At 53.2% G+C, this 25904-nt stretch carries 29 protein-coding genes and 4 tRNA genes; 15 read left to right on the top strand and 18 right to left on the bottom strand.

The genetic code is table 11. The annotated features are described in order from the left end of the window. Positions 1–181 precede the first annotated feature (181 nt). The 12 genes from rplA to ABV300_RS04620 form a co-directional block, all read right to left on the bottom strand. Complete coding sequence (rplA, locus tag ABV300_RS04675; protein WP_353713750.1) at positions 182–895, bottom strand: 50S ribosomal protein L1; 714 nt, start codon at positions 893–895, stop codon at positions 182–184. 1 nt (position 896) lies between these two features. Beyond that, positions 897–1319, bottom strand: a complete 423-nt coding sequence (gene rplK / locus ABV300_RS04670; RefSeq protein WP_353713749.1) for a 50S ribosomal protein L11 — start codon at positions 1317–1319, stop codon at positions 897–899. 22 nt (positions 1320–1341) lie between these two features. Beyond that, positions 1342–1875, bottom strand: a complete 534-nt coding sequence (gene nusG / locus ABV300_RS04665; RefSeq protein ID WP_083496373.1) for a transcription termination/antitermination protein NusG — start codon at positions 1873–1875, stop codon at positions 1342–1344. Between the two features lie 29 nt (positions 1876–1904). Further along, positions 1905–2156, bottom strand: a complete 252-nt coding sequence (gene secE / locus ABV300_RS04660; protein ID WP_353713748.1) for a preprotein translocase subunit SecE — start codon at positions 2154–2156, stop codon at positions 1905–1907. Positions 2157–2174: 18 nt separating this feature from the next. Beyond that, positions 2175–2339 (bottom strand): 50S ribosomal protein L33, encoded by a 165-nt coding sequence (gene rpmG, locus ABV300_RS04655; RefSeq protein WP_083496372.1) that lies wholly within the window; start codon positions 2337–2339, stop codon positions 2175–2177. Between the two features lie 3 nt (positions 2340–2342). After that, a complete protein-coding gene (tuf, locus tag ABV300_RS04650; protein ID WP_058439341.1) occupies positions 2343–3545 on the bottom strand; it encodes an elongation factor Tu in 1203 nt (400 codons plus the stop codon). Between the two features lie 33 nt (positions 3546–3578). Next, a tRNA-Thr gene (locus ABV300_RS04645) sits at positions 3579–3654 on the bottom strand. Positions 3655–3706: 52 nt separating this feature from the next. Beyond that, positions 3707–3791 (bottom strand) — tRNA-Tyr (locus tag ABV300_RS04640). Between the two features lie 12 nt (positions 3792–3803). Then, positions 3804–3876, bottom strand: a tRNA-Thr gene (locus ABV300_RS04635). A gap of 136 nt (positions 3877–4012) precedes the next feature. Then, a complete protein-coding gene (locus ABV300_RS04630) occupies positions 4013–4705 on the bottom strand; it encodes a PIG-L deacetylase family protein (protein ID WP_353713747.1) in 693 nt (230 codons plus the stop codon). Further along, on the bottom strand, positions 4698–5924 hold the full coding sequence (locus ABV300_RS04625) for a glycosyltransferase (protein WP_353713746.1): 1227 nt from the start codon (positions 5922–5924) through the stop codon (positions 4698–4700). Before ABV300_RS04625 ends, ABV300_RS04630 begins: the two co-directional genes overlap by 8 nt. After that, the gene (locus tag ABV300_RS04620; RefSeq protein ID WP_353713745.1) at positions 5917–6897 is read right to left on the bottom strand and encodes a GNAT family N-acetyltransferase; all 981 of its coding nucleotides are present in this window, start codon (positions 6895–6897) and stop codon (positions 5917–5919) included. The genes ABV300_RS04625 and ABV300_RS04620 overlap by 8 nt, the downstream gene beginning before the upstream one ends. 79 nt (positions 6898–6976) lie before the next feature. Between ABV300_RS04620 and ABV300_RS04615 the strand changes: the two genes are divergently transcribed. The 4 genes from ABV300_RS04615 to arsB are packed head-to-tail and all read left to right on the top strand — an operon-like array spanning position 6977 to position 9572. Next, positions 6977–7393 carry a metalloregulator ArsR/SmtB family transcription factor gene (locus tag ABV300_RS04615; RefSeq protein WP_353713744.1) on the top strand — a complete coding sequence of 139 codons (417 nt, stop codon included), beginning with the start codon at positions 6977–6979 and terminating at the stop codon, positions 7391–7393. A 30-nt stretch (positions 7394–7423) separates the two neighbouring features. Further along, positions 7424–7906: a permease gene (locus ABV300_RS04610; RefSeq protein WP_353713743.1), complete on the top strand. Its 483-nt coding sequence runs from the start codon at positions 7424–7426 to the stop codon at positions 7904–7906. Further along, positions 7903–8481, top strand: coding sequence for a permease (locus tag ABV300_RS04605; RefSeq protein WP_353713742.1), 579 nt, complete (start codon positions 7903–7905; stop codon positions 8479–8481). The genes ABV300_RS04610 and ABV300_RS04605 overlap by 4 nt, the downstream gene beginning before the upstream one ends. After that, complete coding sequence (gene arsB / locus ABV300_RS04600) at positions 8478–9572, top strand: ACR3 family arsenite efflux transporter (RefSeq protein WP_353713741.1); 1095 nt, start codon at positions 8478–8480, stop codon at positions 9570–9572. Before ABV300_RS04605 ends, arsB begins: the two co-directional genes overlap by 4 nt. Positions 9573–9987: 415 nt before the next feature. On the opposite strand, the gene ABV300_RS04595 is transcribed toward arsB, so the two are convergent. The 5 genes from ABV300_RS04595 to ABV300_RS04575 all read right to left on the bottom strand — a co-directional run bounded on the left by ABV300_RS04595 (position 9988) and on the right by ABV300_RS04575 (position 15307). Beyond that, positions 9988–10980, bottom strand: a complete 993-nt coding sequence (locus ABV300_RS04595) for an oligopeptide/dipeptide ABC transporter ATP-binding protein (RefSeq protein ID WP_353713740.1) — start codon at positions 10978–10980, stop codon at positions 9988–9990. Further along, on the bottom strand, positions 10959–11960 hold the full coding sequence (locus tag ABV300_RS04590; RefSeq protein ID WP_353713739.1) for an ABC transporter ATP-binding protein: 1002 nt from the start codon (positions 11958–11960) through the stop codon (positions 10959–10961). Before ABV300_RS04590 ends, ABV300_RS04595 begins: the two co-directional genes overlap by 22 nt. 1 nt (position 11961) lies before the next feature. Then, a complete protein-coding gene (locus ABV300_RS04585; protein WP_353713738.1) occupies positions 11962–12891 on the bottom strand; it encodes an ABC transporter permease in 930 nt (309 codons plus the stop codon). Then, positions 12884–13801: an ABC transporter permease gene (locus ABV300_RS04580; protein WP_353713737.1), complete on the bottom strand. Its 918-nt coding sequence runs from the start codon at positions 13799–13801 to the stop codon at positions 12884–12886. The genes ABV300_RS04585 and ABV300_RS04580 overlap by 8 nt, the downstream gene beginning before the upstream one ends. Positions 13802–13891: 90 nt before the next feature. Next, on the bottom strand, positions 13892–15307 hold the full coding sequence (locus tag ABV300_RS04575) for an ABC transporter substrate-binding protein (RefSeq protein ID WP_353715340.1): 1416 nt from the start codon (positions 15305–15307) through the stop codon (positions 13892–13894). 406 nt (positions 15308–15713) lie between these two features. Between ABV300_RS04575 and ABV300_RS04570 the strand changes: the two genes are divergently transcribed. Next, on the top strand, positions 15714–16559 hold the full coding sequence (locus ABV300_RS04570) for a 4Fe-4S binding protein (RefSeq protein ID WP_353715339.1): 846 nt from the start codon (positions 15714–15716) through the stop codon (positions 16557–16559). A 4-nt stretch (positions 16560–16563) separates the two neighbouring features. Here the strand turns inward: ABV300_RS04570 and ABV300_RS04565 are convergent, their stop codons facing one another. Next, positions 16564–17112 carry a hypothetical protein gene (locus ABV300_RS04565; RefSeq protein WP_353715338.1) on the bottom strand — a complete coding sequence of 183 codons (549 nt, stop codon included), beginning with the start codon at positions 17110–17112 and terminating at the stop codon, positions 16564–16566. A 228-nt stretch (positions 17113–17340) separates the two neighbouring features. Between ABV300_RS04565 and ABV300_RS04560 the strand changes: the two genes are divergently transcribed. The 10 genes from ABV300_RS04560 to ABV300_RS04515 all read left to right on the top strand — a co-directional run bounded on the left by ABV300_RS04560 (position 17341) and on the right by ABV300_RS04515 (position 25174). Further along, complete coding sequence (locus tag ABV300_RS04560; RefSeq protein ID WP_353715337.1) at positions 17341–18420, top strand: PilT/PilU family type 4a pilus ATPase; 1080 nt, start codon at positions 17341–17343, stop codon at positions 18418–18420. Positions 18421–18515: 95 nt separating this feature from the next. Further along, positions 18516–19613 (top strand): bifunctional diaminohydroxyphosphoribosylaminopyrimidine deaminase/5-amino-6-(5-phosphoribosylamino)uracil reductase RibD, encoded by a 1098-nt coding sequence (gene ribD / locus ABV300_RS04555; protein WP_353715356.1) that lies wholly within the window; start codon positions 18516–18518, stop codon positions 19611–19613. A gap of 3 nt (positions 19614–19616) precedes the next feature. Then, complete coding sequence (locus tag ABV300_RS04550) at positions 19617–20240, top strand: riboflavin synthase (RefSeq protein ID WP_353715336.1); 624 nt, start codon at positions 19617–19619, stop codon at positions 20238–20240. Positions 20241–20252: 12 nt separating this feature from the next. After that, a complete protein-coding gene (locus ABV300_RS04545) occupies positions 20253–21476 on the top strand; it encodes a bifunctional 3,4-dihydroxy-2-butanone-4-phosphate synthase/GTP cyclohydrolase II (protein WP_353715335.1) in 1224 nt (407 codons plus the stop codon). Positions 21477–21484: 8 nt separating this feature from the next. Continuing rightward, on the top strand, positions 21485–21952 hold the full coding sequence (ribE, locus tag ABV300_RS04540) for a 6,7-dimethyl-8-ribityllumazine synthase (RefSeq protein WP_353715334.1): 468 nt from the start codon (positions 21485–21487) through the stop codon (positions 21950–21952). Positions 21953–22071: 119 nt separating this feature from the next. Beyond that, positions 22072–22305 (top strand): hypothetical protein, encoded by a 234-nt coding sequence (locus ABV300_RS04535; protein ID WP_353715333.1) that lies wholly within the window; start codon positions 22072–22074, stop codon positions 22303–22305. Between the two features lie 15 nt (positions 22306–22320). Continuing rightward, complete coding sequence (locus ABV300_RS04530) at positions 22321–22953, top strand: biotin transporter BioY (protein ID WP_353715332.1); 633 nt, start codon at positions 22321–22323, stop codon at positions 22951–22953. Positions 22954–22975: 22 nt separating this feature from the next. Next, a tRNA-Val gene (locus ABV300_RS04525) sits at positions 22976–23052 on the top strand. 566 nt (positions 23053–23618) lie between these two features. Beyond that, positions 23619–24503: a HAMP domain-containing sensor histidine kinase gene (locus ABV300_RS04520; RefSeq protein ID WP_353715331.1), complete on the top strand. Its 885-nt coding sequence runs from the start codon at positions 23619–23621 to the stop codon at positions 24501–24503. After that, positions 24500–25174, top strand: a complete 675-nt coding sequence (locus ABV300_RS04515; RefSeq protein WP_353715330.1) for a response regulator transcription factor — start codon at positions 24500–24502, stop codon at positions 25172–25174. The genes ABV300_RS04520 and ABV300_RS04515 overlap by 4 nt, the downstream gene beginning before the upstream one ends. The last annotated feature ends 730 nt before the right edge of the window (positions 25175–25904 follow it).

The raw sequence follows: 25904 nt of genomic DNA, 5'->3' as shown, positions 1-25904 counted from the left end.
TTAAAAATACTTGAGTCCTCGCGCCACACGCGAGGACTCAAAGCGACTCTTCTGCAAGGTCTCAATGTCTCCTCGGCTGGCGTTCATTAAGTCCCGAAAGCAACGGGACACCGGCTGTCTTCGGATATTCTTTTTCTATTGGCTATACTACCACGGTCCGTTTTTCAGTGCAAACCCTCTGTTAAGCGCCGGCCAAAGCCATTGTCGGCCTAAGATCCAGCATGAAACCCGGACCCATAGTGGTGGTTAAACAAACGCTCTTGATGTATTGACCTTTGGCACCGGCTGGTTTGGCGCGCACTACCGCTTCCATAAGCGAGGTCAGATTCTCCATCAGCGCGCTTTCTTCAAAACTAGCCTTGCCCAGTGTTACATGAATAATCGCCGTGCGATCCAGTTTGAACTCGACCCGGCCCATTCGTGCTTCCTTAATGGTTTGCGGCAGATCGCCAGCGGCAACCACCGTCCCGGCCTTGGGATTGGGCATAAGACCTTTACGGCCCAGCGCCTTACCCAGTTTACCTACTTTACCCATCATATCTGGGGTGGCGATGGCGATATCGAATTCAGTCCAGCCTTCATTAATCTTGGCAATAAGGTCATCTGCGCCGACAAAATCTGCCCCGGCTTCGCGCGCGATCCTTTCGGCATCGCCCTGGGCGAAGACTAAAACACGAACCTTTTTGCCCAGGCCTGCCGGCATAAGGGCTACACCGCGCACCACCTGGGCGGAATTCCGTGGATCTAATCCCATGCGGAGATGCAGTTCAACAGTTTCGTCAAACTTGCAGGTAGCCGCTTTTTTTGCCAGACCAACTGCCTCGGCAGGGGTATAGACCTTGCCGGTTTCAGCTAATTTTTTTACTTCAGTATAGCGTTTGCCATGGTCAACCATGTTATTCTACCTTTATCCCCATACTTCGAGCCGAACCCTCGATGATACGCTCGGCACCAGCCAAGTCAACAGCGTTAAGATCTTTCAATTTGAGAGCGGCGATTTCCTTTAACTTACTCCTGGTCAGCACCGGAGGAGTGTTATGACCGGCATTGCCGGCGCCCTTATCTATTCCGAGCGCCTTTTTCAACAAGTCAGTCGCCGGCGGGGTCTTGGTAACGAAGGTAAATGACCGGTCGTCAAAGATTGTGATTTCCACCGGAACGACGGTGCCCGCCATTGAAGCGGTGCGTTCATTATATTCTTTGCAGAAACCCATGATATTGACGCCGTGTTGGCCAAGCGCCGGCCCGATGGGGGGCGCCGGGTTGGCTTTGCCGGCCGGAATTTGCAGTTTAACAATTGCCTTAATCTTTTTAGCCAAATCCTATCTCCTTGGAGGCCAGTTAAAGTTTCTCTACCTGTAAAAAGTCAAGCTCGACGGGGGTCTCTCGCCCGAAAAGCGAAAGCAACACTTTGACTTTGCCTTTTTCGGTATTGACCTCATCGATAACACCTATAAAATCAATGAAAGGACCGTCGATGACTCGAACGCTGGTACCCTTTTTAAAACCCACCTTAACCCGCGGCGCTTCTGCCTCCATCTGGGTGATGATACGGTCAACTTCTTGCTGATGAAGCGGCGTCGGTTTGCCTGCCGTGCCAACGAAACCTGTCACGCCTGGCGTGTTGCGAACGATTTGCCAGTTGCGGTCATTCATCACCATTTGAACGATGACATACCCTGGAAGTATCTTGCGCCGGATGCTCCGGCGCTGGCCGTTTTTGACCTCAACCTCTTCCTCAGTAGGTACCTCAACTCTTGGTATCTCCGCGCCGAGATCCAGAGTCTGAATGCGCTCACCCAAGTTCTTTTTCACCCGCTCTTCATGCCCTGAGTAAGTGTGCACAACGTACCATTTGCTATTGTTCTCTGGCAAAACTCTGATCCTCTAAAACGCTGAGTCCGTCAGTCAAGCAGGAACTGATCGACAAGGAAAGAAAGTCCGTAGTCCAAAGCACCTAAAACCAAGCCCACAGTAAATGCCACTACCAACACCATCACGGTCAGTTTTCTGACTTCGTCACGGGTTGGCCAATTAACCTTCTTGAGCTCGGCAATGATATTACCGAAGAAGTTTGGCTTGGGAGCCGCGGCTGGCTTCGATGGTGCCGCCGGCTTTGCGGCCGGCGGCTTGTTTGCTGCTTTTTCCGTTGGCATTATATATCCTAAGCCCGGTTACTTTGTCTCTTTAAACAAACGGTGGGTGCGGCAACGTGGGCAATACTTCTTAATTTCTAAACGCCTAGCGTCGTTTCGCTTGTTTTTAGATGAAGTATATACCCTTTCACTGCACTCCGGGCAAGCGAAGGTGATGACAATCCGGTTTTCCGTTTTTGGCATTAATTACTCCAGAATGCTCGAGATAGCGCCGGCGCCTACAGTTCGGCCGCCTTCCCGAATAGCGAAGCGAAGACCGGCTTCCATAGCCACGGGATAGATCAGGCTGATCTTCATCTTGATATTGTCGCCGGGCATAACCATTTCAACACCGGCCGGAAGTTCGATATTGCCAGTAACATCGGTTGTGCCAATATAAAACTGCGGTTTGTACCCGTTGAAGAACGGCGTATGGCGGCCACCTTCTTCTTTGGACAGAACATAGACCTCAGCCTCAGCTTTGGTGTGGGGTTTGATGGAACCGGGTTTGGCTAAAACCTGACCACGTTCAATATCTTCGCGTTCAACGCCGCGCAGCAGTAGGCCGACGGCATCACCGGGTTCAGCGTAATCCAATAGTTTGTGGAACATCTCAACGCCGGTTACCACAACCTTGCGGATATCATGGTGCAAGCCGACAATCTCAACTTCTTCGCCAACCTTAACCGTTCCACGCTCCACACGGCCGGTGGCTACTGTGCCGCGACCTTTGATGGAGAAGACATCTTCAACCTGCATCAAGAACGGTTTATCTTTGGGACGTTCCGGCAGCGGAATGAAAGTGTCTACGGCATCCATGAGTTTCATAATCTTGCCGCACCAGGGGCATTCTCTCTTACCGCAAGCGCACTCAAGAGCTTTGACGGCGGCGACGCGAACCACCGGCGTATCATCGCCGGGAAACTTATATTTATTCAGCAACTCGCGGACTTCCATTTCGACCAGTTCCAAGAGTTCCTCGTCTTCCATGACGTCAACCTTGTTGAGGGCCACGACAATCGCCGGCACTCGAACCTGGCGGGCTAGCAGTACATGCTCGCGGGTCTGGGGCATGGGACCGTCCGGAGCGGAAACAACCAGGATGGCGCCATCCATCTGAGCAGCTCCGGTGATCATATTCTTTACAAAATCGGCGTGACCAGGGCAGTCGATGTGGGCATAGTGCCGAGTCGCTGTCTGGTATTCAACGTGGGAGATGGAAATGGTCATGCCGCGGGCTTTTTCTTCCGGCGCATTATCAATGGAATCGAAGCTGCGCTTCTCAGCCAGGCCAGCGGATGCCAGCACTGTGGTGATGGCGGCGGTCAAAGTAGTTTTACCATGGTCAACGTGCCCGATGGTGCCGACGTTTACGTGCGGCTTGCTGCGGTCGAACTTCTGCTTAGCCATTTGAACTTATATCTCCCTTTTTTAAATTCACTCTGGAGCCCACAATCGGATTCGAACCGATGACCCCGTTCTTACCAAGAACGTGCTCTACCTGCTGAGCTATGTGGGCAACCCTGCTATTATAGGTTTTCCATCATACATTGTCCAGCAGTTTATAAATCTGGAGAGGACTGGATTCGAACCAGTGAAGCCCTTTCGAGCGGCAGTTTTACAGACTGCTCCGATTAGCCACTCCGGCACCTCTCCACGCGGTGACCAAGCCCGAGAGGGGATTCGAACCCACTAACCTACCGATTACAAGTCGGTTGCGCTGCCATTGCGCCACTCGGGCAGAAGCTGGTAACTCTGTTGAATTCCCAGTCCTGCTTTCAAACAGAGAGATATTATATGTAATCGCCAACATTCAAGTCAAGAGCGTTGGGCTTAAATGGAGTCTGTGAACGATTTGATAATTCTTGTTTCAATGACTACCAGGGTATTTCAACCCGCCGGAAGGCTTCCGCCAATAAAAACTCCTCGCCCTCGGCCGCTGCCGAAGCCCGAGCTTTAATGCGGTCGAGTCGGGCAAAGAAGTCTTCTTCGACCTGGCTCCTGTGGCATTTAATAGCGTCTATTTTAAGGTTGAATGTAGCCGTGATGTCAGATTTGTAATTGGCGTCGTCGGCGCCGGCCAGCCATATCTCGGAGACCTTGTGAGGTTCCAAGCCGCGAGCCAGCAGGTCGGGGTAGGCCATGTGGTCACGGGCATAAGGGAAAACGGCGTCCATGGCCGCTTCACCGCACATCCGGTGGTCACGGTGCCACCAGATATAGCGCTGATAAGGCGAATGGGTGATCACCAGATCCGGGCGGTACTCCCGAATCAACGCCACGAGCTCTTTGCGCAATTCATCGTCAGCTTCAAGCGCCTGGTCAGGGTGACCCAGGAAGACCACATCCTGGACTCCAAGAACTGCCGCTGCTGCCCGCTGCTCCTCCATGCGAACCTCGATGAGTTTGGCTGGAGTCATCGCCCTATCAGAGGAGCCCTTGTCTCCGGCGGTGCAGATAACATAGGCTATCTTTTTACCATCGCGCGCCAACCGGGCAATTGTAGCCCCCGATGAAAACTCCGGGTCATCGGGATGGGCCATAATGACCAGTACGTCAGCCTTAACCATCGATGGCTGACCCGGCCGGAACTCTAGACAGTACATTCAAATAAACCCTTTCCATCCGCTCGGCCACGGCGTTCCAGCCATAGCCGACGACGCTGTCATGCAGTTGAATCCGGTCGGCAACCGTTTGTTTTAGACAGTTTTCCAGCGCCTCAGCCAGCATATACGGTGCGTTCCCGCCGACGACTGCGCCGGAGAATCCGTCTTTGATAATCTGCCGGGCGGCGCCGACATCGGCAGACACCACCGGTGTACCGCAGGCTACCGCCTCCAAAGCCACCATGCCGAAGGTCTCCGCATATGACGGTACGGCTACTACATCGGCAGCAGAGTAGTAACGCGGCAATGCCCGCTGCGGCACTGCGCCGATAAATTTGACCCGGCCGGCGATACCCAAGCCGGCGGCCAGGACTTTCAGACGCTCGAGCGTCGGTTTCGAATACTCGTCCCCGCCGATTACAATAAGGCGGCAGTCGTGATCAGCAATCAAGGCGACGGCTTCGACCAGCCGGTCAATGCCCTTCAATTTATCCAACCGTCCAACGAAAAGCACGGTGGGTAAGTCATCTAACTCCAGGCCGCGTCTAGCTTCCTCCCGGTCCATAGGCCGAAAAAGCTCCAGGTCGACGCCACAGGGCACGACGGTAATCTTATCTCGAGCGCAGCCGTGGTGCTTACAGATCGCCGCTTTTTCGCCCTCGGTGCCGGCGGTGATGTGGTGGCAGGTTTCGGCGATTTCACGCTCGGTCAATAACCTTATAGCAGGCTCATTCTCACCTAGTCCCAGTTCGTTCTTAGCGGCGCCAATGGTGTGGAAGCCGAAGATTTGGGGAACGGCCCATTCCTGCGACAATTTCAAACCGACTTCGCCGGACAGCCAATAATGGCTGTGGATGAGGTCATAGGCCGCCCGGTCGGCGATGCGGACAGCCTCAAGGTTATCGTGAAACTCCCGTAAATGGTTGTATTGGGTCAGCTTGCCCATTTCTTCAACGGCGCCGGCGCGAATGTGGACTAGGTGGGCCCCCGGTGAAAGATACTCACTCTGGGCGTCCTGTGGGTCATGCGCCCGAGTGTAGATGTCAACGATGTGGCCGCGGCGACAAAGCGCGGTGGCAAGCTCCCGGATGTAAACGTTCATCCCGCCGGTGTCCCTGCTCCCGGGCTGACCTATCGGGCAGGAATGGACGGATAGCATAGCAATGCGTAATTTTTCAGTCATTTAATTTGATAACGGCACTAGTGATAGGCGACTCGACACCGCCAAGATGATACTTGTAGATTTCGGCGCCCTTGAGATAATCATACCTTACTAGTCCACGCTCGATAGAGTCTTTTATGGAATATACCTTGGACAGCAACCCTACCGAAAGAGACGAGTATTCCAGATCGTAGCCGCTGTTGTAAAGGTAGCGCGTTCCATTATAGTCGAAACACATGATGCTGGCTACCACCCGGCCGCCGAGGCGCAGGTGGCCGAAACGCAGCAGGCTGGCCTGTTGCATCGCCACAGCCAGCCGCCGGAAAAAAGCCTCCATTTCGGCGGTCATGAAATCGGCCTTGTCGCTGCGGCTTTCTCGCAGCAGCCGAATGAGCGTCGCCAATTCGGATTCGAGATCCTCCGCCGATTTTATGTCAAACGCCACACCGCCGGTCTCGGCCAGCCGCCGCCCCTTCCTACCAATCTCGTGTCGCTGGTGGGTCGAAAGTCCAGCCAGGTACTCGTCCCAAGTCTTGGGCAGCGGCATCTCCAGGGTCATGTCGGCATCGGCCAGTTCGACGGCGAAACCCTTCGACCGGACCAGCGGCTGGAAGTGTTTCAGCACTGTCGAGTCAGACCGCAGCGATTCCAGTTCCAGCTTTTCGACGCCGGCCGACTCGAGGTCATCGATGACGGCGGCAAAGAAATCGGATTCGGCGCCGGGTTTAACGATGAAATCGAGGTAGTCGCAGACGTCGGCGTTGCCGATGAATCGGGCAACACCCTCGCGGATTCTCAGCGGAGCTATCCCTATCGCCTGCCCATCGCGATCGACTGATGCCAAGCGGAGGCTGTCGCCCTCGCCGAAACTCACCCACCAGGCCTCCAGCCAATGAGGCAGAATGAAAGGAAAGGGTGCTTGGAACGACTGCTGGTAGCTCGGCCAGTTCGCCTTGAGTTCGTCGAGGGTGAGCGGCGTGACAGTGGTTGGCATATAGCCAAAGGATAGCACGGCGGCGGGTTCAAGCCAAGTTTGACGAATCCCCCGCCGATATCGTAAACTATATGCATATATGCGCATATTAGATAACGACTTGGAAAACCCGGCTGAGGTGATGAAGGCATTGGCCGATGTCACCCGGCTGCGCGTTTTGAACCTGCTCATAGAGCGGGAATGCTGTGTCTGCGAGGTGGTGCAGGCGCTGGGCATTTCCCAGACTCGGGCTTCGCGCAACCTGTCGCAACTCTACCAAGCCGGGCTCTTGGAGTACCGGCGAGATGGACCATGGACCATCTATTACCTCTCGCCGGAAACGGGCGCCGGATACCGGAAGCTGGTGGTCGAGGCCGTGGATTTGGCGCTGGCCGACAGCGATCTGGCCGCCGCCGACCGCCGCAGACTGCGCCAAAACGGGCGGCTCTGCCCGCCGTCTTCGACTGGCGAGCCCGCTGAACCAGCCGAGGCCAGCTGCCCACCGACCGTCCGATAACCCTATCGTTACACGAACAGAGGAGACCCAGTGAGCTCAAACGCCGTCATCTTCATCTCCGTGGCTTCCGTGTTATCGGCGGTTTCATTCATTCTCGACCGGCAGAAAACGATCGCCGGTTTCAAGAAAGGCTGGCAGATGTTCCGGAAACTGCTGCTGCCATTTCTGAACATCCTTATCGTCGTCAGCATCGCCATCTACCTCATCCCGCCCAGCGCCATCGATGAATACCTCGGCGCCGGGTCCGGCATCGGCGGCTTCTTCATCGCTGCCATCGTCGGTTCGGTCGCCTTTATCCCGCCGTTCATTTCCTATCCCATCGCCGCCGGGCTGCTGCAGCAGGGCGCCAGCTACGCCGTGGTGGCCACGTTGATGACCACCCTGATCATGGTTGGCATCGTCACCCTGCCGCTGGAGATACAATACTTCGGCCGACGCGCCGCCGTCGCCCGCAACATCCTGAATTTCTTCGCCGCCATCATCATCGGACTGGCCATCGGAGTCATTCTGTGAAAGCCATAGCCAAGAAATACCAGCCGTACGTTTGGGTGGCCGCTTTCGGCGTGGCGACCATCACCTCTTTCGCCCTGGGTTTCGACCCCGGCAAGACGGTCTTCACCAACTTCAGGGTTTCGCTGCTGGAGATGATATCCTTCGTTCCGTTCCTTTTCATCATCATCGGCCTGTTCGATGTCTGGGTGCCCAAGGAGCAGATACAAAAGCATCTCGGCCCGGAATCCGGCATTAAGGGCATGTTCTTGGTGGTGCTCCTAGCCATGCTCCAGGCCGGGCCGCTTTACGGCGCCTTCCCGGTGGCCTACGTCCTCTATAAGAAAGGCACCAGTGTACGCAACATCTTCATCTATCTGGGCGCCTTCTCCTCGATGAAAATACCCATGCTGGGCATCGAGATCGGTTATATGGGCGTCGAATTCACCCTGGCACGGACGCTCATCTCGTTGCCTCTTTTCATCGGCATCGGCCTGATGTTGGAAAAATACTTAGAAGGCAAGAGCTTCGAGGTGATGAACCCAGGCGAGAAATCACCGGCGCCGTCCAAACTGCGGCCGGTTGAGGAGAAAAGATGAGCCGACCTGACGTCTCCTGCGCCGTTTCCCCGGAAGCCGGTTGTCCGACGACGCTATCATTCCTCGACCGATACCTCACGCTGTGGATCTTCCTGGCAATGGCTAGCGGCGTAGGTCTTGGCTTCTTCCTGCCGGCTTTCGGGAGTTTCATCGATTCACTGTCGGTGGGCACCACATCCATACCCATCGCAGCCGGCCTAATCCTGATGATGTACCCGCCGCTGGCCAAAGTGAAGTACGAGCAGTTGGGCAAGGTCTTCCGCAACTGGAAGGTTTTAGCCCTGTCGCTGGTGCAGAACTGGGTTATCGGCCCCGTCCTGATGTTCGCTCTGGCAGTGATCTTCCTGGCTGATTTCCCGGACTACATGGTAGGCCTGATCATGATCGGCTTGGCCCGCTGCATCGCCATGGTCATCGTCTGGAACGAGTTGGCCAAGGGCGACTGCGAGTACGCCGCTGGGCTGGTGGCTTTCAACTCCATCTTCCAGATACTCTTCTTCTCAGTCTACGCTTACGTCTTCATCACCTTGGCGCCGCAGTGGTTCGGCCTGGGCGGCGCTGTCGTCGACGTCTCCATCGCAGATATCGCCAGGAGCGTCCTCATATACCTGGGCATCCCGTTCTTCGGCGGCATGGCGACGCGCTACTTCCTGCTCAAGGCACGCGGCCGCGATTGGTACGAGAGGCGTTTCATCCCCCGCATCAGCCCCATGACCCTGACCGCCTTGCTCTTCACCATCGTCGTCATGTTCTCCCTGAAGGGCGACGTCATCGTCGAGCTGCCGCTCGATGTTGTCAGGATCGCCGTGCCGTTGCTAATCTATTTCGTCATTATGTTCCTGGTCAGCTTCTTTTTAGGCTGGAAAATCGGCGCCGACTATTCTCAGACAGCAGCTATATCCTTCACCGCCGCCTCCAACAATTTCGAATTGGCTATAGCCGTTGCCGTGGCCGTTTTCGGCATCGGTTCGGGAGTAGCTTTCGCCGCGGTCATCGGCCCGCTGGTGGAGGTGCCGGTGCTAATCTCTCTGGTCAACGTCGCCCACTTCTTCCGAAGGCGTTATTTCGAACAACCAGTAATCAAATCATAGAGGAGGTATGGATGTCAGAACGCAAGGTAAGCATCGTCGTCCTGCCAAACGCCGGCTGTACTAGCGGCTGAAGCCCGGTTGGACAATCGTCGGAGACGATTGCGGATATAAAGCATACGGTTGCTCGCAGGCTGGGTATCGATGCCGATGTTGTCGACATCGAAACCATCAACACTGAAGACCCGGACTTTGTAGCGGTAGTGAAGTTGTTTGAAGAATATTCAATCTGGGCTCTCCCGGTTATCCTCGTCGATGGCCTAGCCGCATGCTGGGGTACTGCCGATTCCGAGCGAATCGAGCAGGCTTTGGACAAAGCGTTAGAGGAATTAAAGCCAGCGGCTGGATGATGATTTCGGTCTGAAACAAGAGGGGCACGGCATTCCGCGCCCCTCTTGTACCTCTGGCATCCAGGATGTCACGGCCAGGATGACTTGTATAACAAACAAGCTACAAAATGAGCGTTTCGATCATCGTTGAGTAGCGGAACTACCGAGGAACACGCTTCGAAGGCTTTTGGACACCGGGGATGAAAAACGCAGCCGGATGGAGGATTCAACGGGGACGGTGGCTCTCCAGGCAGCAGGATGACTTGCCGTTTAGCTTCCACCCTGGGGTCTGGGACCGGCACTGCTGATAAAAGTGCTTGAGTATAGGGGTGTAGGGGTTTTTCGTATAAGGTATCGCGCGGGGCAATCTCCATAATTTTACCAAGGTACATCACCGCCACCCGATGGGAGATGTGGCGCACTACTGACAGGTCATGTGAAATAAAAAGATAGGCCACACCGAACTGCCGCTGCAGGTCATCCAGCAAATTAAGCACCTGGGCCTGAATCGAAACATCGAGAGCCGACAAGGGTTCGTCACAGACGATAAATTCCGGTTGCAGCGCCAGAGCTCTAGCCACTCCTAGTCGTTGCCGCTGGCCGCCGGAGAACTCGTGAGGATAGCGTTCGGCCATATAAGGCGCCAGGCCGACGATGTTCAACAGTTCGGCCACCCGCTCCCGACATTCGGTCCTGGTAGCCCCGTGAAGTTTCATCGGTTCGGAGATAATATCGTAAGCGGTGAAACGGGGGTTCAATGATTCGTAAGGGTCCTGAAATATGACCTGAAGCTTGGGACGATACGACCGAAGTTGTTTTTCGGATAAAGAAGCCAAGTCCTGTCCTTTGAAGATGACCTCGCCGGAGGTTGGCCGATGAAGCTGCAGAACACATTTGCCGACCGTAGTCTTGCCGGAGCCGGATTCACCGACCAGACCCAGCGTCTCTCCCTGGTGGACAGCGAAGGTCACTCCATCAACAGCCTTGAGTTCGGTCACCTTTTTGCGTAAAAGACCGCCCGAGGCGATCGGAAAATATTTGGTCAGTCCGGTTACTTCTACTAGGACGTTGTCTTGCGCCAAGGCGTTTCTCCCTCAAAAGCTACCAGACAACTGGTGAAATGTCCGGGGATGGCTTCAACCATTTTAAATTCAAGCGATTCACACTTGCCTTCGCGCCGGTAAGCGCAGCGCGCGGTGAAGGCACAGCCTTTCGGCGGGCTAATTAAGTCAGGCGGCTGCCCTTCGATCGAACGCAGACGAAGTTTCCTGGGTTCATCCAACCTCGGCACAGAACCCAGCAATCCAGCAGTATATGGGTGGAGTGGGTGGTGAAAGATTTCGGCAGCGGTGCCATGTTCGACCACCCGACCGGCATACATCACATACACACGGTGAGCGTACCTAGCCACCACGCCAAGGTTATGGGTAATGAGAATAAGCGAGCTGTTGAGATCGCGGATAATACTCTTAAGCAATTCAAGAAGCTGTGCCTGGATGGTAACGTCCACCGCTGTGGTAGGTTCATCGGCAATCACCAGTTTCGGCTGGCATGAAATAGCCATGGCTATCATTACCCGCTGGCGCATACCGCCGGAAAAATGGTGTGGGTAACTCTTGATCCGCTTCTCCGCCTGCGGAATGCCTACTTTGTTCAGCAAGCTTACCGCTTCGGCCTCAGCGGCTTTTTTATCCATGCCCTTGTGAAGTATTAAAGCCTCTGTAAGCTGACGTCCGATAGTTAAAACGGGATTCAAAGAGGTCATCGGCTCTTGAAAAATCATTGAAATCTTGGAGCCGCGCACCCGGCGCATTTCATCATTGGTCAGCTTTAGAAGATCTTTGCCTTCAAAAAGAATGCTGCCGCTGGTAATTTTACCCGGCGGTTCTGGGATCAGGCGCATGATGGACAGCGAACTAACGGTTTTGCCGCAGCCGCTTTCACCAACGAGCGCTACCAGTTCGCCGCGGTTGACGGAGAAAGATACGTCGTTGACAGCGTGAACGATGCCGTCCTGTGTATGGAACTCGGTAGTCAGGTTTTTAACTTCAAGGAGTGCCATATTACCGCCTCAACCTCGGGTCCAGAGCGTCACGCAGGCCATCACCCAGGAAGGTAAACGCAAGCATAAGTACGGCGATAGCAATAGCGGGGATGATGACCAGGTGGGGATAAGCGTTCATCACATTAAAGCCGTCACGTATCATAGCGCCCCAGCTAGGGGTGGGCGGGCGAATGCCAATCCCGATATACGACAACGCAGCCTCGGCGAAGATGGCTCTTGGAACACCGAAAGTCACGGCGACAATTATCGGCCCTAAAGCGTTAGGCAGTAAATGGCGAAAGGTGATGTAACGGCTGCCCCCGCCCATAGCGCGGGCGGCGGTGACGAAATCACGCTGTTTCAATGATAGAATCTGCCCGCGGATCAGCCGGGAAATCCCCACCCAGTTTACCAAACCGATGGCGAGAAAGATGACGAATATACCGCCGCCGAAGCGGGCGAAGTCTGTTTCGCGCATGACGGCGGAGAGCAGGATGATGAGGAGTATATCAGGAAAGGCATACATCACATCGACGAACCGCATCAGGAGGTTGTCCACCCTCCCGCCTATAAAACCAGCAAAGGCGCCGATTGGCAGGCCAACAAAAATAACAATAAACTGAGTAAATAAACCCACCGCCAGGGAAGTTCTGGCGCCGTAGATCATCCTGGCGAAGACATCGCGCCCTAATTCGTCAGTGCCGAACCAATGCTGGGCGCTTGGAGGCTGGAGTATAGCGCTATAATCCTGGAAGGCAAAATCATACTCGGTAATCCAAGGTGCGAGCACCGCCGCGAGGGCGATGATGATAATAATGATGCCGCCGACGACGGCGAGCTTATTACGCCGAAGTCGTATCCAGGCGTCACCCCACAAGGTGTGATGCGGACGGGCTGACACCTTTGCACTGGCTGGGGCTGGTGTGAATTCGGCAGCCACTTCAGTCATAGCGTATCCTCGGATCGATCATGGCATAAACAATATCAACTACCAGGTTGACGATAGCGATGATGAAAGCATAAAACAAGATGGCACCCATAATAAGACCATAGTCACGCTGGAAAACACCCTGAACAAACAGGCGGCCGATGCCTGGCACCGAGAACAGAGTCTCAATAATGAATGATCCTGAAACGAGGGCCGCCAATTCGGGTCCAGCTACAGTGACAACCGGGATAAGGGCGTTGCGGCTGATATGCCGCCATAACACAACTCTCTCGGCTAAACCTTTAGCCCTTGCTGTTCGCACGTAATCCTGCCTGATGACCTCAAGCATGGAAGCCCGGGTGATGCGGGCAGTGTAAGCAGCCGGGAGTGCCGCCAGGGCAATTGCAGGCATGACGATATGTTGCAGGGTACCCCACCCACCCGTTGGGAACCAGTGGAACTGGACCGCTAAGGTGTACATTAGGAAAATACCGAGCACAAAAGCGGGCACACTGGCGAAAACCGTGGCATAAGCCACTGAAAAATAGTCAATGACCGAATTTTGTTTAAGCGCCGCTGCAACTCCCAGCGATACACCGAGCACAATCGCCAGCGCAAATGCAACCAGACCAAGAGTGGCGGTTACCGGCAACCCCCCAAGAATAATGTCTGTTACACCTCGATCCTGGTAAATATATGAGATCCCCAGATCGCCGTTCAAGGCATTCCAAATATAACTGCCGAATTGAACGAAAAGCGGCTTATCAAGACCGTATTTTTGGTTCAGGTTTTCGATAACTTGCGCAGGCAGCTCTTTCTCGCGGTCCCAGGGGCCGCCGGGCACCAGGTGCATCAGTACAAAAGTTATGAACGCCACCACGAAGAGGGTGAGCATCATCCATAACAGCCGGCGGAGAATATATTTTCCCATTTACCTCAATTCATAAAGAGCAAGGGATTGGAAGTCCCCAATCCCTTGCTCCCGTCACTGCCAGAATTTTTCCAACAATAGCGACTTATTCTAGACTTTGTAACCGCCCTCAGCCAGCAACTGCTTAGCCTTGGCAACGTTGAACTTGTAGTCGGCGCCGATATTGGCGTCGAAGCCCGGCATTCCCGGAGGTATCCACGAAGTGGTAGCACGACCAACCCCGCCTCTGACGTTGTTGATAAAGGTGTCGCGGTCAATGGCGCAGGAGATAGCCTGGCGTACCTTCTTATTGTCAAAAGGAGCTTTCTTGACGTTGAACTGGAAGCCGAAGGTCACCAGATCAGCGTTGCGGAAGACCTGAGCTCCAAGGGTAGCGTCGGCCATGGTAGCTTTTTCAGTGCCGACTGGAACACCAGACATATCCAGTTCATTATTCTGGTATGCCGCAAGCGATGCCTGGGGATCCGGAATATTGCGGAATCGAATCTCGGTCAAAGTGGGCTTAGTGCCCCAATAGTTCGGGTTAACTTTAAAGGTCATGTGATCCAGCGGTACCCATTCTGTCAACATAAACGGACCGTTGCCAATCAGGTTGGGCGGCAGGAAAGCGTCGGCGCCCTTGGCATCAACAATGTCCTTGCGAACCGGGTAACACGGCCACAACGCCATCCTGGAGATAAAGGTCGGTTGTGGTTGAGCCAATTTAATCTCCAAAGTAGTCGCGTTGAGGGCTTTCACACCAACAGCGCTCTCCTGACCAGTGCCAGCATTGTAGGCTTCGGCGCCAGCGATAGCGAGATAGAGGAAGGAATATTCAGCGGCGGTGGCCGGCGCCAGCATGCGTTTTATGCTGTACTCGAAGTCCTGAGCAGTAACAGGTTTGCCATCGCTCCAGGTAACGTTTGACTTCAATTTGAAGGTGTAGGTTTTACCGTCAGCGGAAATGCCGCCGTTGGCCGTGGTCGGGATCTCACTGGCTACCATCGCCTGAACGTTGAGGTTCTGGTCGAAGCTAAACAGGCCGTCATAAATCTGATACAAGCAGGAAAGGCTGCTTGCCCATGAGGCGGCGTTGGTATCGAGGGTAGGGGGATCACCGCTGCTGTTGACCCGCAGAATGTTATTGGGCATGCTGACCTGCCGGAAGAAGCGGTCGCCCATAATCTGACCATCTTGGCCGGTGGGTTTAAGGGTGGGTCTGAGGGCCGGTTTGACCAGGTTGAAGCGTTCACGGTTGAACATGAAGACCATGGGCATATCTTCGACCACCATCTTATGGGCCTGGTCGATCAACTGAAGCCGCGTGGTGTTGTTCAGTTCTTTGAGCGCATTGGTCATCAGTGTGTCAAATTGAGGGTTAGAATATAGTGTGTGGTTATTCCCGGCACCAGTCATAAATACCGAATCCAGGAAGTTTTCCGGGTCAGGATAGTCAGCGCCCCAGCCGAACCATGCCCAGGTATGGTTCTCCTCGTTAACAAACTTCTGGAAAGCGGCCGACTCCATTGGCTCCAGAGTGATATGATCCCCATATTCTGAGACATCTGGCCTTGAAGGTATTGGGCGATCGTCCGGTTGCCCGCAGTGTCCGAGAATTGGAATTTCAATGCAGGCAGCGGTTGGAGGGTTGCCGTTGGAGTTGTTGTCTGAGCTGGTTCGTCGTTGTCGCAAGCGCTCATCACTCCGAACACCATGATGCCGCTGCCAACGACTGCCATCCGTTTGGTGAAATCACGCCTCGAGATACGGGTTGGATCCATGACTACCTCCTTCACAATTTTAGAATTCGGACAGGTGGCTCACTGTCCAATAAGAATAAGAACTATTATATCTTTCTTTTCTGATATGTCAATATAGCTAAATTAATTGACCCGGCCTTGACCAAACATGGTCATTACTCTACAGTTTGCCCATGTGCCAGTTCTGTCATCAGCACGGTGAAGGAAAAAAGTGGTACCTCAGGGCGGAAAACTATTCCGAAGAGTTGCTGGCCGATCTCAAGCGGCGCCGTTATATAGAAGATTTTTTCCGGCACCCCGAAGGCATTGCCTCCGGCGCTGAGCGGCTGGCGGCACTCGATAAAACACCGGGACTGGTTAAAAACATCATCCGGCCGGTTCTTTCCGGGCGCCAAAAGTCGAGTCATTTTGGTCAGGTGCTGCCGATAGAAGATGTGGCCGAATTGTTGAACATGACAACTTCGGTGGTTCGATTAGCCTGCATCTGCCGCTATTCGAAGCTTAAAACCGAAGCCCGGTATTGTTACGGGTTGTCAATGGCCCCCGGCGGGGGCAAAATCCTTGAGATCCTGTCGGAACTCGATGGAACTTTTCTTAATGGGCCGGATACCTCCGGATTTGAAGTCTTATCTCCGAAAGAGGCGCTAGCCGCAATAACTCGCCACGATGACGAAGGCTTGTGTCATACCATCTGGACTTTCCAGACGCCGTTTATCGGCGGCATCTGCAACTGCGACCGCGCCGATTGCCAGGCGCTCAACATCAGCCTCAATCTAAGCACGAAGGTTATGTTCCGGGCTGAATACTCCGCGACCATTGATGAGGAATCCTGTACCGGGTGCCGCGACTGCTTCAGCGTCTGCCACTTCGGCGCGCTTGAATACAGCCGCACTTCAGCGATGACGAAAGTAAATACACGCAATTGCTACGGCTGCGGCGTCTGCAGGGCAGCCTGCCCATCCGGCGCCATTACACTGGTCAGCCGCGCGGCAATACCCGCGGCGGCGGGACTGTGGTGAGTTCTTAAATCACTTTACTGGTGCCCCAGAGCGGATCCAATTCAACATCATCGGTCTCCGGGTTCCACATGAACATATATCCATTAACCACGGTCAAGCAAGCTATGTATTCAATAATATGGCGTTCGTCGCAATAGTGGTATTGCACCGAAACAAGGAAACCCTCAGCGGCGGCGTTCTGCTGCACCCTAAGCGCTTTAGCATACCACGCCCCGTATGTCATGGCATCCGGCTCTTCGGAAACCGGATCCTTTGCCAGCCAGTTAGCCAGTTCAATTGGTGACGAAAAATACCTTGGGCTTGCCTTTGCCTGCAACTCGGTTATGGTTTTCTGGGCGGCGTCAAAAGAAGCCTTCAGTGCCGCGAGTTCCGTTTCGGCAACTGCCAGGTCAGCGCAGGCGGTGGATAATTCGGCTTGAGTCTGCTGTAGCTGTGAATTAGCGGCGTCTCTCTCCTGCGCGAGCAGCGCTTTGTCCTCACCTGAGCAACCTCCGACCAAGAGCATCGAAAAAATGAATAAAACGGCGAAAACTCCCGAAAACACCTTGCTCATCGCGGTTCTCCTTTTTTCCGGATTGGAACAGGCTGGGGGAGTGCTAGGATTGTACCTCCGACGGGCGGTGTTTTCAATAGGTTTACCAATATTCCATCTAAATATTCATAATATTGTCCTTGAGGGCTCAAGAATTCCTGTAGTACTAATTGGTATGGCTTAAATATACTTAAGTACCATTGCTAATCACCCTGCAGTCTGTTAATTTCTAGTTGCGGGAGTGTAATTATGAGCATACCTATCGAAAAATTCCTGGAGTTCATCGTGGCGCGGAATGCCACTGACCTGCATATCACAGTACCTAGCGTGCCCGTGCTGCGGATCGATGGTGAATTGATTCCTCTTCCCGAAGTGCCGCCATTCACCCCTCAAGAAGTCGAAAATATGTTCAATAAGATCACCACCGAGGACCAAAGGGCGGCTTTTAAAGCCAACCGCGAGCTCGATTTCACTTATTCGATGAGCGGTTTGTCGCGATTCCGCGTCAGCGCCATCCGCCAACGGGGTTCGATATCGTTAGCCATACGCCCGGTACCGTTCAAGGTGCCCACCATCGACCAGCTTGAACTGCCGCAGATTTGTAAAGAACTGATTTTAAAACCCAGAGGTCTGATCCTAATTACCGGCGCCGCCGGTACCGGCAAGTCCACTACCCTGGCAGCCATGATCAATCACTTGAATGAGACAGCCAAGCGCAATGTGGTGACAATTGAGGATCCAATCGAGTTCTTATTTTCCAATAAACAATGCCTCATTCGGCAGCGTGATATGGCAGATGATACGCGGTCATTCGAGTCCGCCCTGGTACATTGCTTGCGCCACGACCCAGATGTACTGGTGATCGGGGAGATGCGGGATCTGGACACGATGAAGACTGCATTAACCGCCGCGGAGACAGGACACCTGGTGATCAGCACGCTGCATACCGTAGATGCCGCCCAGACAATCGATCGCATCGTAGATATTTTCCCGCCGGAACAACAGCGCCAGATCAGATACCAGCTGTCTCAGGTCCTGCTGGCGGTTTTGTCGCAGCGATTGCCGCACCGCGCCAGGGGCGGGCGGATCGCCGCTTTTGAGATCATGCTAAACAACCCGGTCATTTCAAGGCTTATCAGGGAACAACAGGTCTTCGACCTACAGAGCAACATTGAAGTGTCCCACAAAGAAGGCATGCAGACAATGGATCAGGCGTTAGCCGATCTTATCAAGCGTAAGGTCATCACTCGTGATGAAGCGCTGCTCCACTGCACCTCATCGGCACGATTGCAGCAACTGCTCCAGTCCGAACGCGGAACCGTGTATTGATCCGTCAGACTATTTGATTCCAACGCCTAAGGTATAAGCGATAAGTCTTCTCCGTTTGCGCCCATTCTGTAACGGGTGTTAGAATGGCCGTTACGATGGATTTTATGGAGCAGGCCTTAAAGCTGGCGCGCCTAGCCCTCGGCGAAGTCTCGCCAAACCCAGCTGTGGGCGCGGTGATCGTACGGGGCGATGAAATTGTCGGCGAGGGTTTTACCCAACCGCCCGGAGGTGACCACGCTGAAATCGGAGCCCTGAAACAAGCCGGGGTAAAGAGCCGCGGCGCCACGATGTATGTTACTCTTGAGCCCTGCTGCCATTTCGGTCGAACCCCGCCCTGTACCGGCGCCATCATCAACGCCGGTATCCGAGAGGTCCATATCGCGACGCTGGATGATAATCCGGTCGTCTTCGGTAAAGGGAAAGCAGAACTGGAAGCCGCAGGCATCAAAGTCCATGTCGGCGATCGGCGGGAAGCGGCGCGGGAACTCAACGAAGCCTACTTCAAATATATCAACACCGGTCAGCCACTGGTCACTGCCAAGTACGCCATGAGTCTCGACGGCAAGATCTCTACCCGGGTGATGGACTCGAAATGGATTTCAGGGGAGGACTCCCGCAATTACGCTCACACACTGCGCCACGCTTCCGACGCCATCATGGTAGGTATTGGCACAGTGTTGGCGGATAACCCGCACCTCACCGCTCGGGGCTGCGCCGGCCGGGGCGGCACGTCCCACAAGCAACCCCTCCGGGTTATCGTGGATTCAAGCGGGCGAACGCCGCTGGATTCCTGTATGTTCAGCGAGCCGGGGAAGACATTGATCGTTCTTGGAAAACAAACATCGAAAGATCGGGAGCAAGCTTACCTTAACGCCGGCGCTGATACACTACGTTTACCGGATGCCGAAGGTCGAGTAGACCTTAAGGCACTCATGAGGCATCTGGGCGAGCGCCAGGTGACCAGTCTCCTGGTTGAGGGCGGCGGCACGCTGCTCGGCACCTTGTTCGATCTTGGACTGATTGATAAAGTGGTCGCGATAATCGCTCCAATGATAATCGGGGGAGCTCAGGCCAGAACGCCGGTGGGGGGATGCGGAGTGGAAAAGATTGCCGATGCCGCCCGCCTGGAGAATGTCAAAGTCGCCCAGTACGGGCCGGACACCGTAATCTCCGGATATATCACAAGGGAGTAGCAGTTGTTCAGTGGTATCGTCGAAGAAATCGGCCTTGTTGTCAGCGTTTCGCCTAGCCGACTGGCAATAAAAGTTGAATTAATCATGGGGGATCTCAAACCTGGCGACTCTATAGCGGTGAATGGAGTCTGCCTCACTGCTACCGAGATTAAAGGTAAAGTCTTTCAGGCCGACGTAATGCCGGAAACATTGAGGCGTTCTAACCTTGGCGATCTGCGGCCAGGCGGTCAAGTTAACCTGGAACGTGCCCTCACCCTCTCTGGACGAATTGGAGGTCACCTGGTACAAGGGCATATCGACGCCACCGGCACCATTAAAAGAATCACCAGCGACGGTGAAGCCAAACTCATGACGATAGGCGCACCGCCGGAAGTGATGCGGTATATAGTGGAAAAAGGATTCATTACAGTCGATGGTCTCAGCCTGACAGTCACAGACAAGACTAATGATCAATTTTCAGTCTCTCTTGTCGCCTTCAGCCGGAGCCATACCACGATCGGCGGGAAAAAGGAAGGCGACCGCCTGAACCTCGAAGCCGATATTATCGCCAAATACGTCGAAAAATTCACTTCTAAAACGATGGCCTCGATAAATGAGGCTTTCCTGACCGAACACGGTTTCGCCTAGGAGCATATTTCAATGGGCATAGCTACAATACCCGAGATCATCGCCGATATTCAATCGGGAAAATTCGTGATTATCGTCGATGACGACGATCGGGAAAACGAGGGCGACTTATTCATCGCAGCTGAGAAGATAACCCCGGAAGCGATCAATTTCATGGCTAAAAACGCCCGCGGGCTTATCTGCGTCTCGTTGACCGGCGCCAGACTGGACGCGCTCGGCATCCCGCTGATGGTACAGGAGAATTCATCCAAACACTGCACTGCTTTCACTATTTCGGTGGAAGCCCGGAACCGGGTGTCAACGGGTATCTCTGCGGCAGACCGTGCTGAAACGGTAAGAACGCTTATTGACCCCCGAACTTCTCCGGGAGATCTGCTTAAACCAGGGCATACGTTTCCGTTGAGAGCCCGCGACGGCGGCGTGCTAGTGCGCGCCGGACATACCGAAGCTTCAGTCGACCTGTCGCGTCTTGCTGGTCTTTATCCCGCCGGAGTTATTTGCGAAATCATGGATGACGACGGCACCATGGCTCGACTGCCCAAATTAGAAAAACTGGCTGATGAATGGGGATTCAAAATAGGCAGCGTCGCCGACCTTATTGCCTATCGGCGGCGTACGGAAAAGCTCGTTAAGAGAGTAGCTGAGGCTAAGCTCCCCACCCGGTACGGCGACTTCACCGCCATCGGCTACCGCAGTGAAGTCGATCCCGGGGAGCACTTAGCCCTGGTTTATGGTGAGATCAACTTGTCCACCGAAAGTAAGCCGATCCTAACCCGCGTTCACTCCGAATGTCTGACCGGTGATGTTCTAGGAAGTTTGAGATGCGATTGCGGCGAGCAGCTCGATTTTGCGCTGCGGCAGATTGCCGCTGCTGGAGCTGGTGTCCTCCTCTATATGCGCCAGGAAGGCCGGGGCATCGGTTTCCACAATAAAATTTGCGCCTATGCACTCCAGGACCAAGGGTTGGATACGGTGGAAGCCAACGAAAAACTCGGTTTCGAAGCGGACCTGCGTGATTATGGTATCGGTGCCCAAATCCTCGCCGATCTTGGCTTGCGCCAGATCAAATTACTTACCAATAACCCCAAAAAAGTTGTTGGTCTTGAAGGTTACGGGCTGAAAGTGGTAGAAACTATACCGATAGAAATGCCACCCAACCCGCATAACAAAAAATACCTCGAGACCAAGCGCCGAAAGATGGGGCATTTATTATTTAAGGAAGCCGTCAAAGGCTGAAGGAGCAAGTGGTGGTTAGCTATGAAGGTTCACTAATCGGGCAGGGGCTCAAATTTGCCGTAGTAGTGTCACGCTTCAACGAATTCATGACCGGCAAGCTGGTTGCCGGTGCCAAGGATGCCTTCCTCAGACACGGAGTCACTGAATCCGATATCGACTTAGCCTGGGTACCAGGGGCTTTCGAAATTCCCCTGGTGGCTAAAAAGCTTGCCGTTTCAGGCCGATATAATGCCGTAGTTTGTCTGGGAGCGGTCATCAAAGGCAACACCCCACATTTTGATTATATAGCTAACGAAGTTGCCAAAGGAGTTGCCGCTGTAAACATTGAAACGGGTCTGCCGGTAATATTCGGGGTTATTACCGCCGAAACCTTAGAACAAGCTATCGAACGAGCTGGATCTAAGATGGGCAATAAAGGTTTCGATGCCGCTGTTCAGGCGATCGAAATGGCCAACTTAATTAAGAACCTAACTTAGCCCCGGTTCAAACTATTGGCCTCCCTCTAACGGCGAGAGTGTGCTGCATTCATCATGCGGTTTTTGACACTCACAGGCTGGAATACCTATAATACGGCATCAATTCCCCGGAGCGTATTTTGGCAGAAAAACCCAAACAGCATACTCACGCAATTGTCGAACCGACACTGGAAAATCTTTCGCAGCAGCTTTCTGTGCTGGATGAACGGTTGGATAATATGGATTCCATCCTCACCAACGTGGCTGAGCGCGTAATGAGCCAACCGATAACCTTATCGGTAACCTGCTCCGGCTGCGGCAAGACCAGTACCTACACGCTTCTCGCCAGCGAGAAGCCTACCATCAGAAAATAACACCCGGAGTGTGCCATGGAACTGTCAGCCCGCTTCGAAAGCTTCAAATATGACCTTTTCCAACGCCGAACAGCCTTGTCCATTCCGGCTAAACTAAGTTTAGCCTTAGGTTTCGCGGTCCTGACAGGTCTACTAGCCCAGATCAAATTTTATCTCCCATTCACACCGGTGCCGGTTACGATGCAGACTTTCGCTGTACTCCTTGCAGGTGTCACGCTAGGCCGGTGGTGGGGCGGTGCGTCAATGGCACTATACGCAGGTTTGGGTATTGCGGGAATACCATGGTTTGCCAACGGCGGTAGTGGATTCGGTCCTACGTTTGGCTACCTATTCGGATTTATCCTTGCGGCAACCTTGATCGGCTACTTAACAGACAGAATTAGCCAGGGATTTTCTTTTTCTCGCATATTCGGTTTAATGGCGGGGGCCTGCGTGTTCCTCATTTATATCCCCGGTTGCTTATGGCTTGGTTCATGGCTGGGATTATCGGGGCGTGAGGTTAATGTCTCGTCTATAATATCCATGGGTGTACTGCCTTTTATTGCCGGCGACGTTATCAAAATCTTTATTGCCGCGTTAATTGGCATGGTTATCACTCCAAAAAGAAATGCCACAGACGGATCTCGTTTGCCGTCACGCCCCTTTTAAGCTACAATCCAAGCTGCTTCTCGGGCGGTTAGCTCAGTTGGTTAGAGCACTGCGTTGACATCGCAGAGGTCAGTGGTTCGAGACCACTACCGCCCACCATAATTTTCGGTCGATAGACTTCTATCCTCTTCCCTCAACCTTAGGAGTAAAAACACAGTGTCTCAAAGCCTTCTTTTGCCAGCCACCTTTATTCTTCACAAACTGTTAATGAGTATATTCTGTATTTTTCGATATCTGGACGGATTCCTCCGAATGCGTTAATACTAATGATAAGCCTTCAGCATTGTTATTGAGAGTTTGTAGCCTTGATTAGTGTATTTATTCCCATCTCACCTGTCTACAACTCCGTTGATTTCCCTAGAATGGCACATTATAATAGTTAACGTTCGGCAACTCTATCATAATCTTTTGAAACTCTTGTCTTAACTTCAGCCACTATTTGAGTTGGTGCCATGGAGGGGAGTGAGGATTTGGTCCGCGAATACACCCGAGCTGAATCTCTAGGCGGTGTTTTGGGTACCGGACTAAACCCTATTGATGGACTGGGTATATACGAAGAAAATCCCAATCCCGTAATCCGGGCTTCCAAGGATGGGACTATCCTTTATTCCAATCCAGGAAGTCTCGAATTGTGCCGAAAGTGGGATTGCGCTTTCGGAGGACCAGTGCCCAAACCTTATATACGTCTCATTGAGGACGCTCTTCAGACCATGTCTACTCGATGGTCCCATGAGAAGGTTGACAGTATTACCTATCGACTCCAAATCGTCCCGGTCCCTGACCACGATTATGTTAATATTTTCGGATTTGCAACAGAAAGCCCCGTTGTATCAGACGAAAACCGGCGACAGCGCCAGTCAAACCTCACTCGAGCCGCCGTCCATGAGTTAAAAAATCCCCTGACTCCGATTCTGGCGGCGAGCGAGATGCTGGTCAACCGTCTACCGGATGGGACTCCGGCCCGACTCGCAAAACAGATCAACCTCGGCGCCATAGAGTTGAATTCGCGGATCGGTGAGTTGTTCGAGTTGATCCGCGGCGAAATGGGAACGCTGGTACTCGATTACCAGCAGGTAGAACTCGGCGAGTTATGCCAACAGGTAGTTGAATCTCTTCAATCCGAGGCTGCAGACAAGGGAATAAACCTCCACGTCGAGTCGACGGACCGTAGTTATGAGGTGACCGGCGACCGGCGACGGCTGCGTGAAAGCATGGGACATCTTGTTAAATGCGCCATTAAACGAAGCAGCGTCGGCGCGGAGGTGCGGTTGACGATTGGATTGTTTAACCAGGCGATGATAGTTCGTATTATCACTACCTGCATTAGCTTTCCTGACCGACTATCTGCGGTTATCTCAGCGCCTTATTCCGTATTGACACTGGATCGGGATCATTTCAGTACTCTCGGGTTGGAATTAACCCTGTCCAAACTGCTAATCGAGTTACATGGCGGCGATGTGAAGGTTACTGATAATTCCAGGGGCTGCTGCTTTGAGATCACTCTGCCAGTTGAGCCAGCTATGTCCGCCACCTTGGAGCTTCAAATTTGAAAATACTGATAATCGAAGATGACCCAAATGTGCTTGAACTGGTAGAGCTCACCTTCGAACTCGGCTGGCCTGACATCAAACTCATTAAAGCGGTAACCGGTGAACAAGGTATGAATGCGCTTGAGAGCGAACCCCCGGATGCGGTCATTTTGGATATCGGTTTGCCTGACACCAATGGTTTTGAAATTGTTAAAGCCATAAGGCTGTTTTCTGACGTTCCCATTCTCATGTTGACAGTCCGAATCGACGAACGCGACGTCGTGAAGGCTCTGACGCTTGGGGCCGACGACTATTTGACCAAGCCGTTCCGGCAGATGGAGCTTCTGGCAAGGATCAAGGCGATAACCCGTCGAAGCCACCAGGGGGATCAGGACCTTAAAGTCAGCCATGGACTGTGGCGTTTCGGAAAGACATTAACGGAGTTGTATCACGGCCAGCAGGTGTTTCATCTGACCCCTATACAGGGACAGATAATGCAGACCCTGATAAAACAAGCCGGACAGTTTGTCAGCGCTGAAACACTGGCGGTAAAAATCTGGGGTGAACACCACGCCGCCACCGCAGACGATCTCAGAGTCCATATTCACCACATTCGAAAAAAGCTTGACCCAAGCGACTCTAAATTGATCGTCAACAAGCCCGGTCAGGGTTATATGTTTTCGCCTGACTAAATGGGTCGTTGGAATCCACACCAGGTTATTTTGGACCGCGACCAAAGTATAATTATTTCTTAATATGGTACTAGTACCTATTGTACTTTAGTACAACTTCTGTCTAAGCATTTATACTGATTTTTTATTTGGTTTAGCTTTAGACTGCCAACATGTTAACTCATTTTAACTCTTCTTAACTGATAATTAACGCTTTTCCATTGTAAAGTGTACCCGTGATTAAGAAATCGAAATGTGTTGGTGGATATCAGGATGGGAAGGAAGATCGGACTTTCTTAAGATCGGCTAATAGACTCACCAAAACCTTGCGGGATGCTAATGAGCATGCAATTGGATCAGCGGCCGCTTTAGCCTGCAGGCTGGCCAGGAAACAAAAACCCCAGCGTGTCAGAGACAGATTTTTGTTGCCTCATCGGAGCATGGTTGTCTGCCTCAAACCCGGCGTCAATAGCCTAACTCATGACCTTATCAGGCCGACCGAACCGAGGAGTCAGTTGTCATGAAAACAGTCCAGCCATCCATAACCTCTAGGCTCAAATCCAATACACCTATCGAAATCGGCGACCCGGAAAAGCCTTTCGTCATGCGACTGCCGTTTGCTTATACCTCGCTGGACGCAGCTTGCGTCATACAGGCTGATCGGATCTGGACGACAAAATGCAGCCACCAGTCAGAATCTAATTACTATTCATTATCGTTTAATCGTGGGCTCTGAATAAGCGAATGGTAT

The organism is Dehalogenimonas sp. 4OHTPN, assembly GCF_040448695.1.
In the GTDB taxonomy this organism is placed as follows: domain Bacteria; phylum Chloroflexota; class Dehalococcoidia; order Dehalococcoidales; family Dehalococcoidaceae; genus Dehalogenimonas.
The sequence above is the reverse complement of the archived record's forward strand: the minus strand, read 5'-3'. Positions and strand labels throughout refer to the sequence as shown.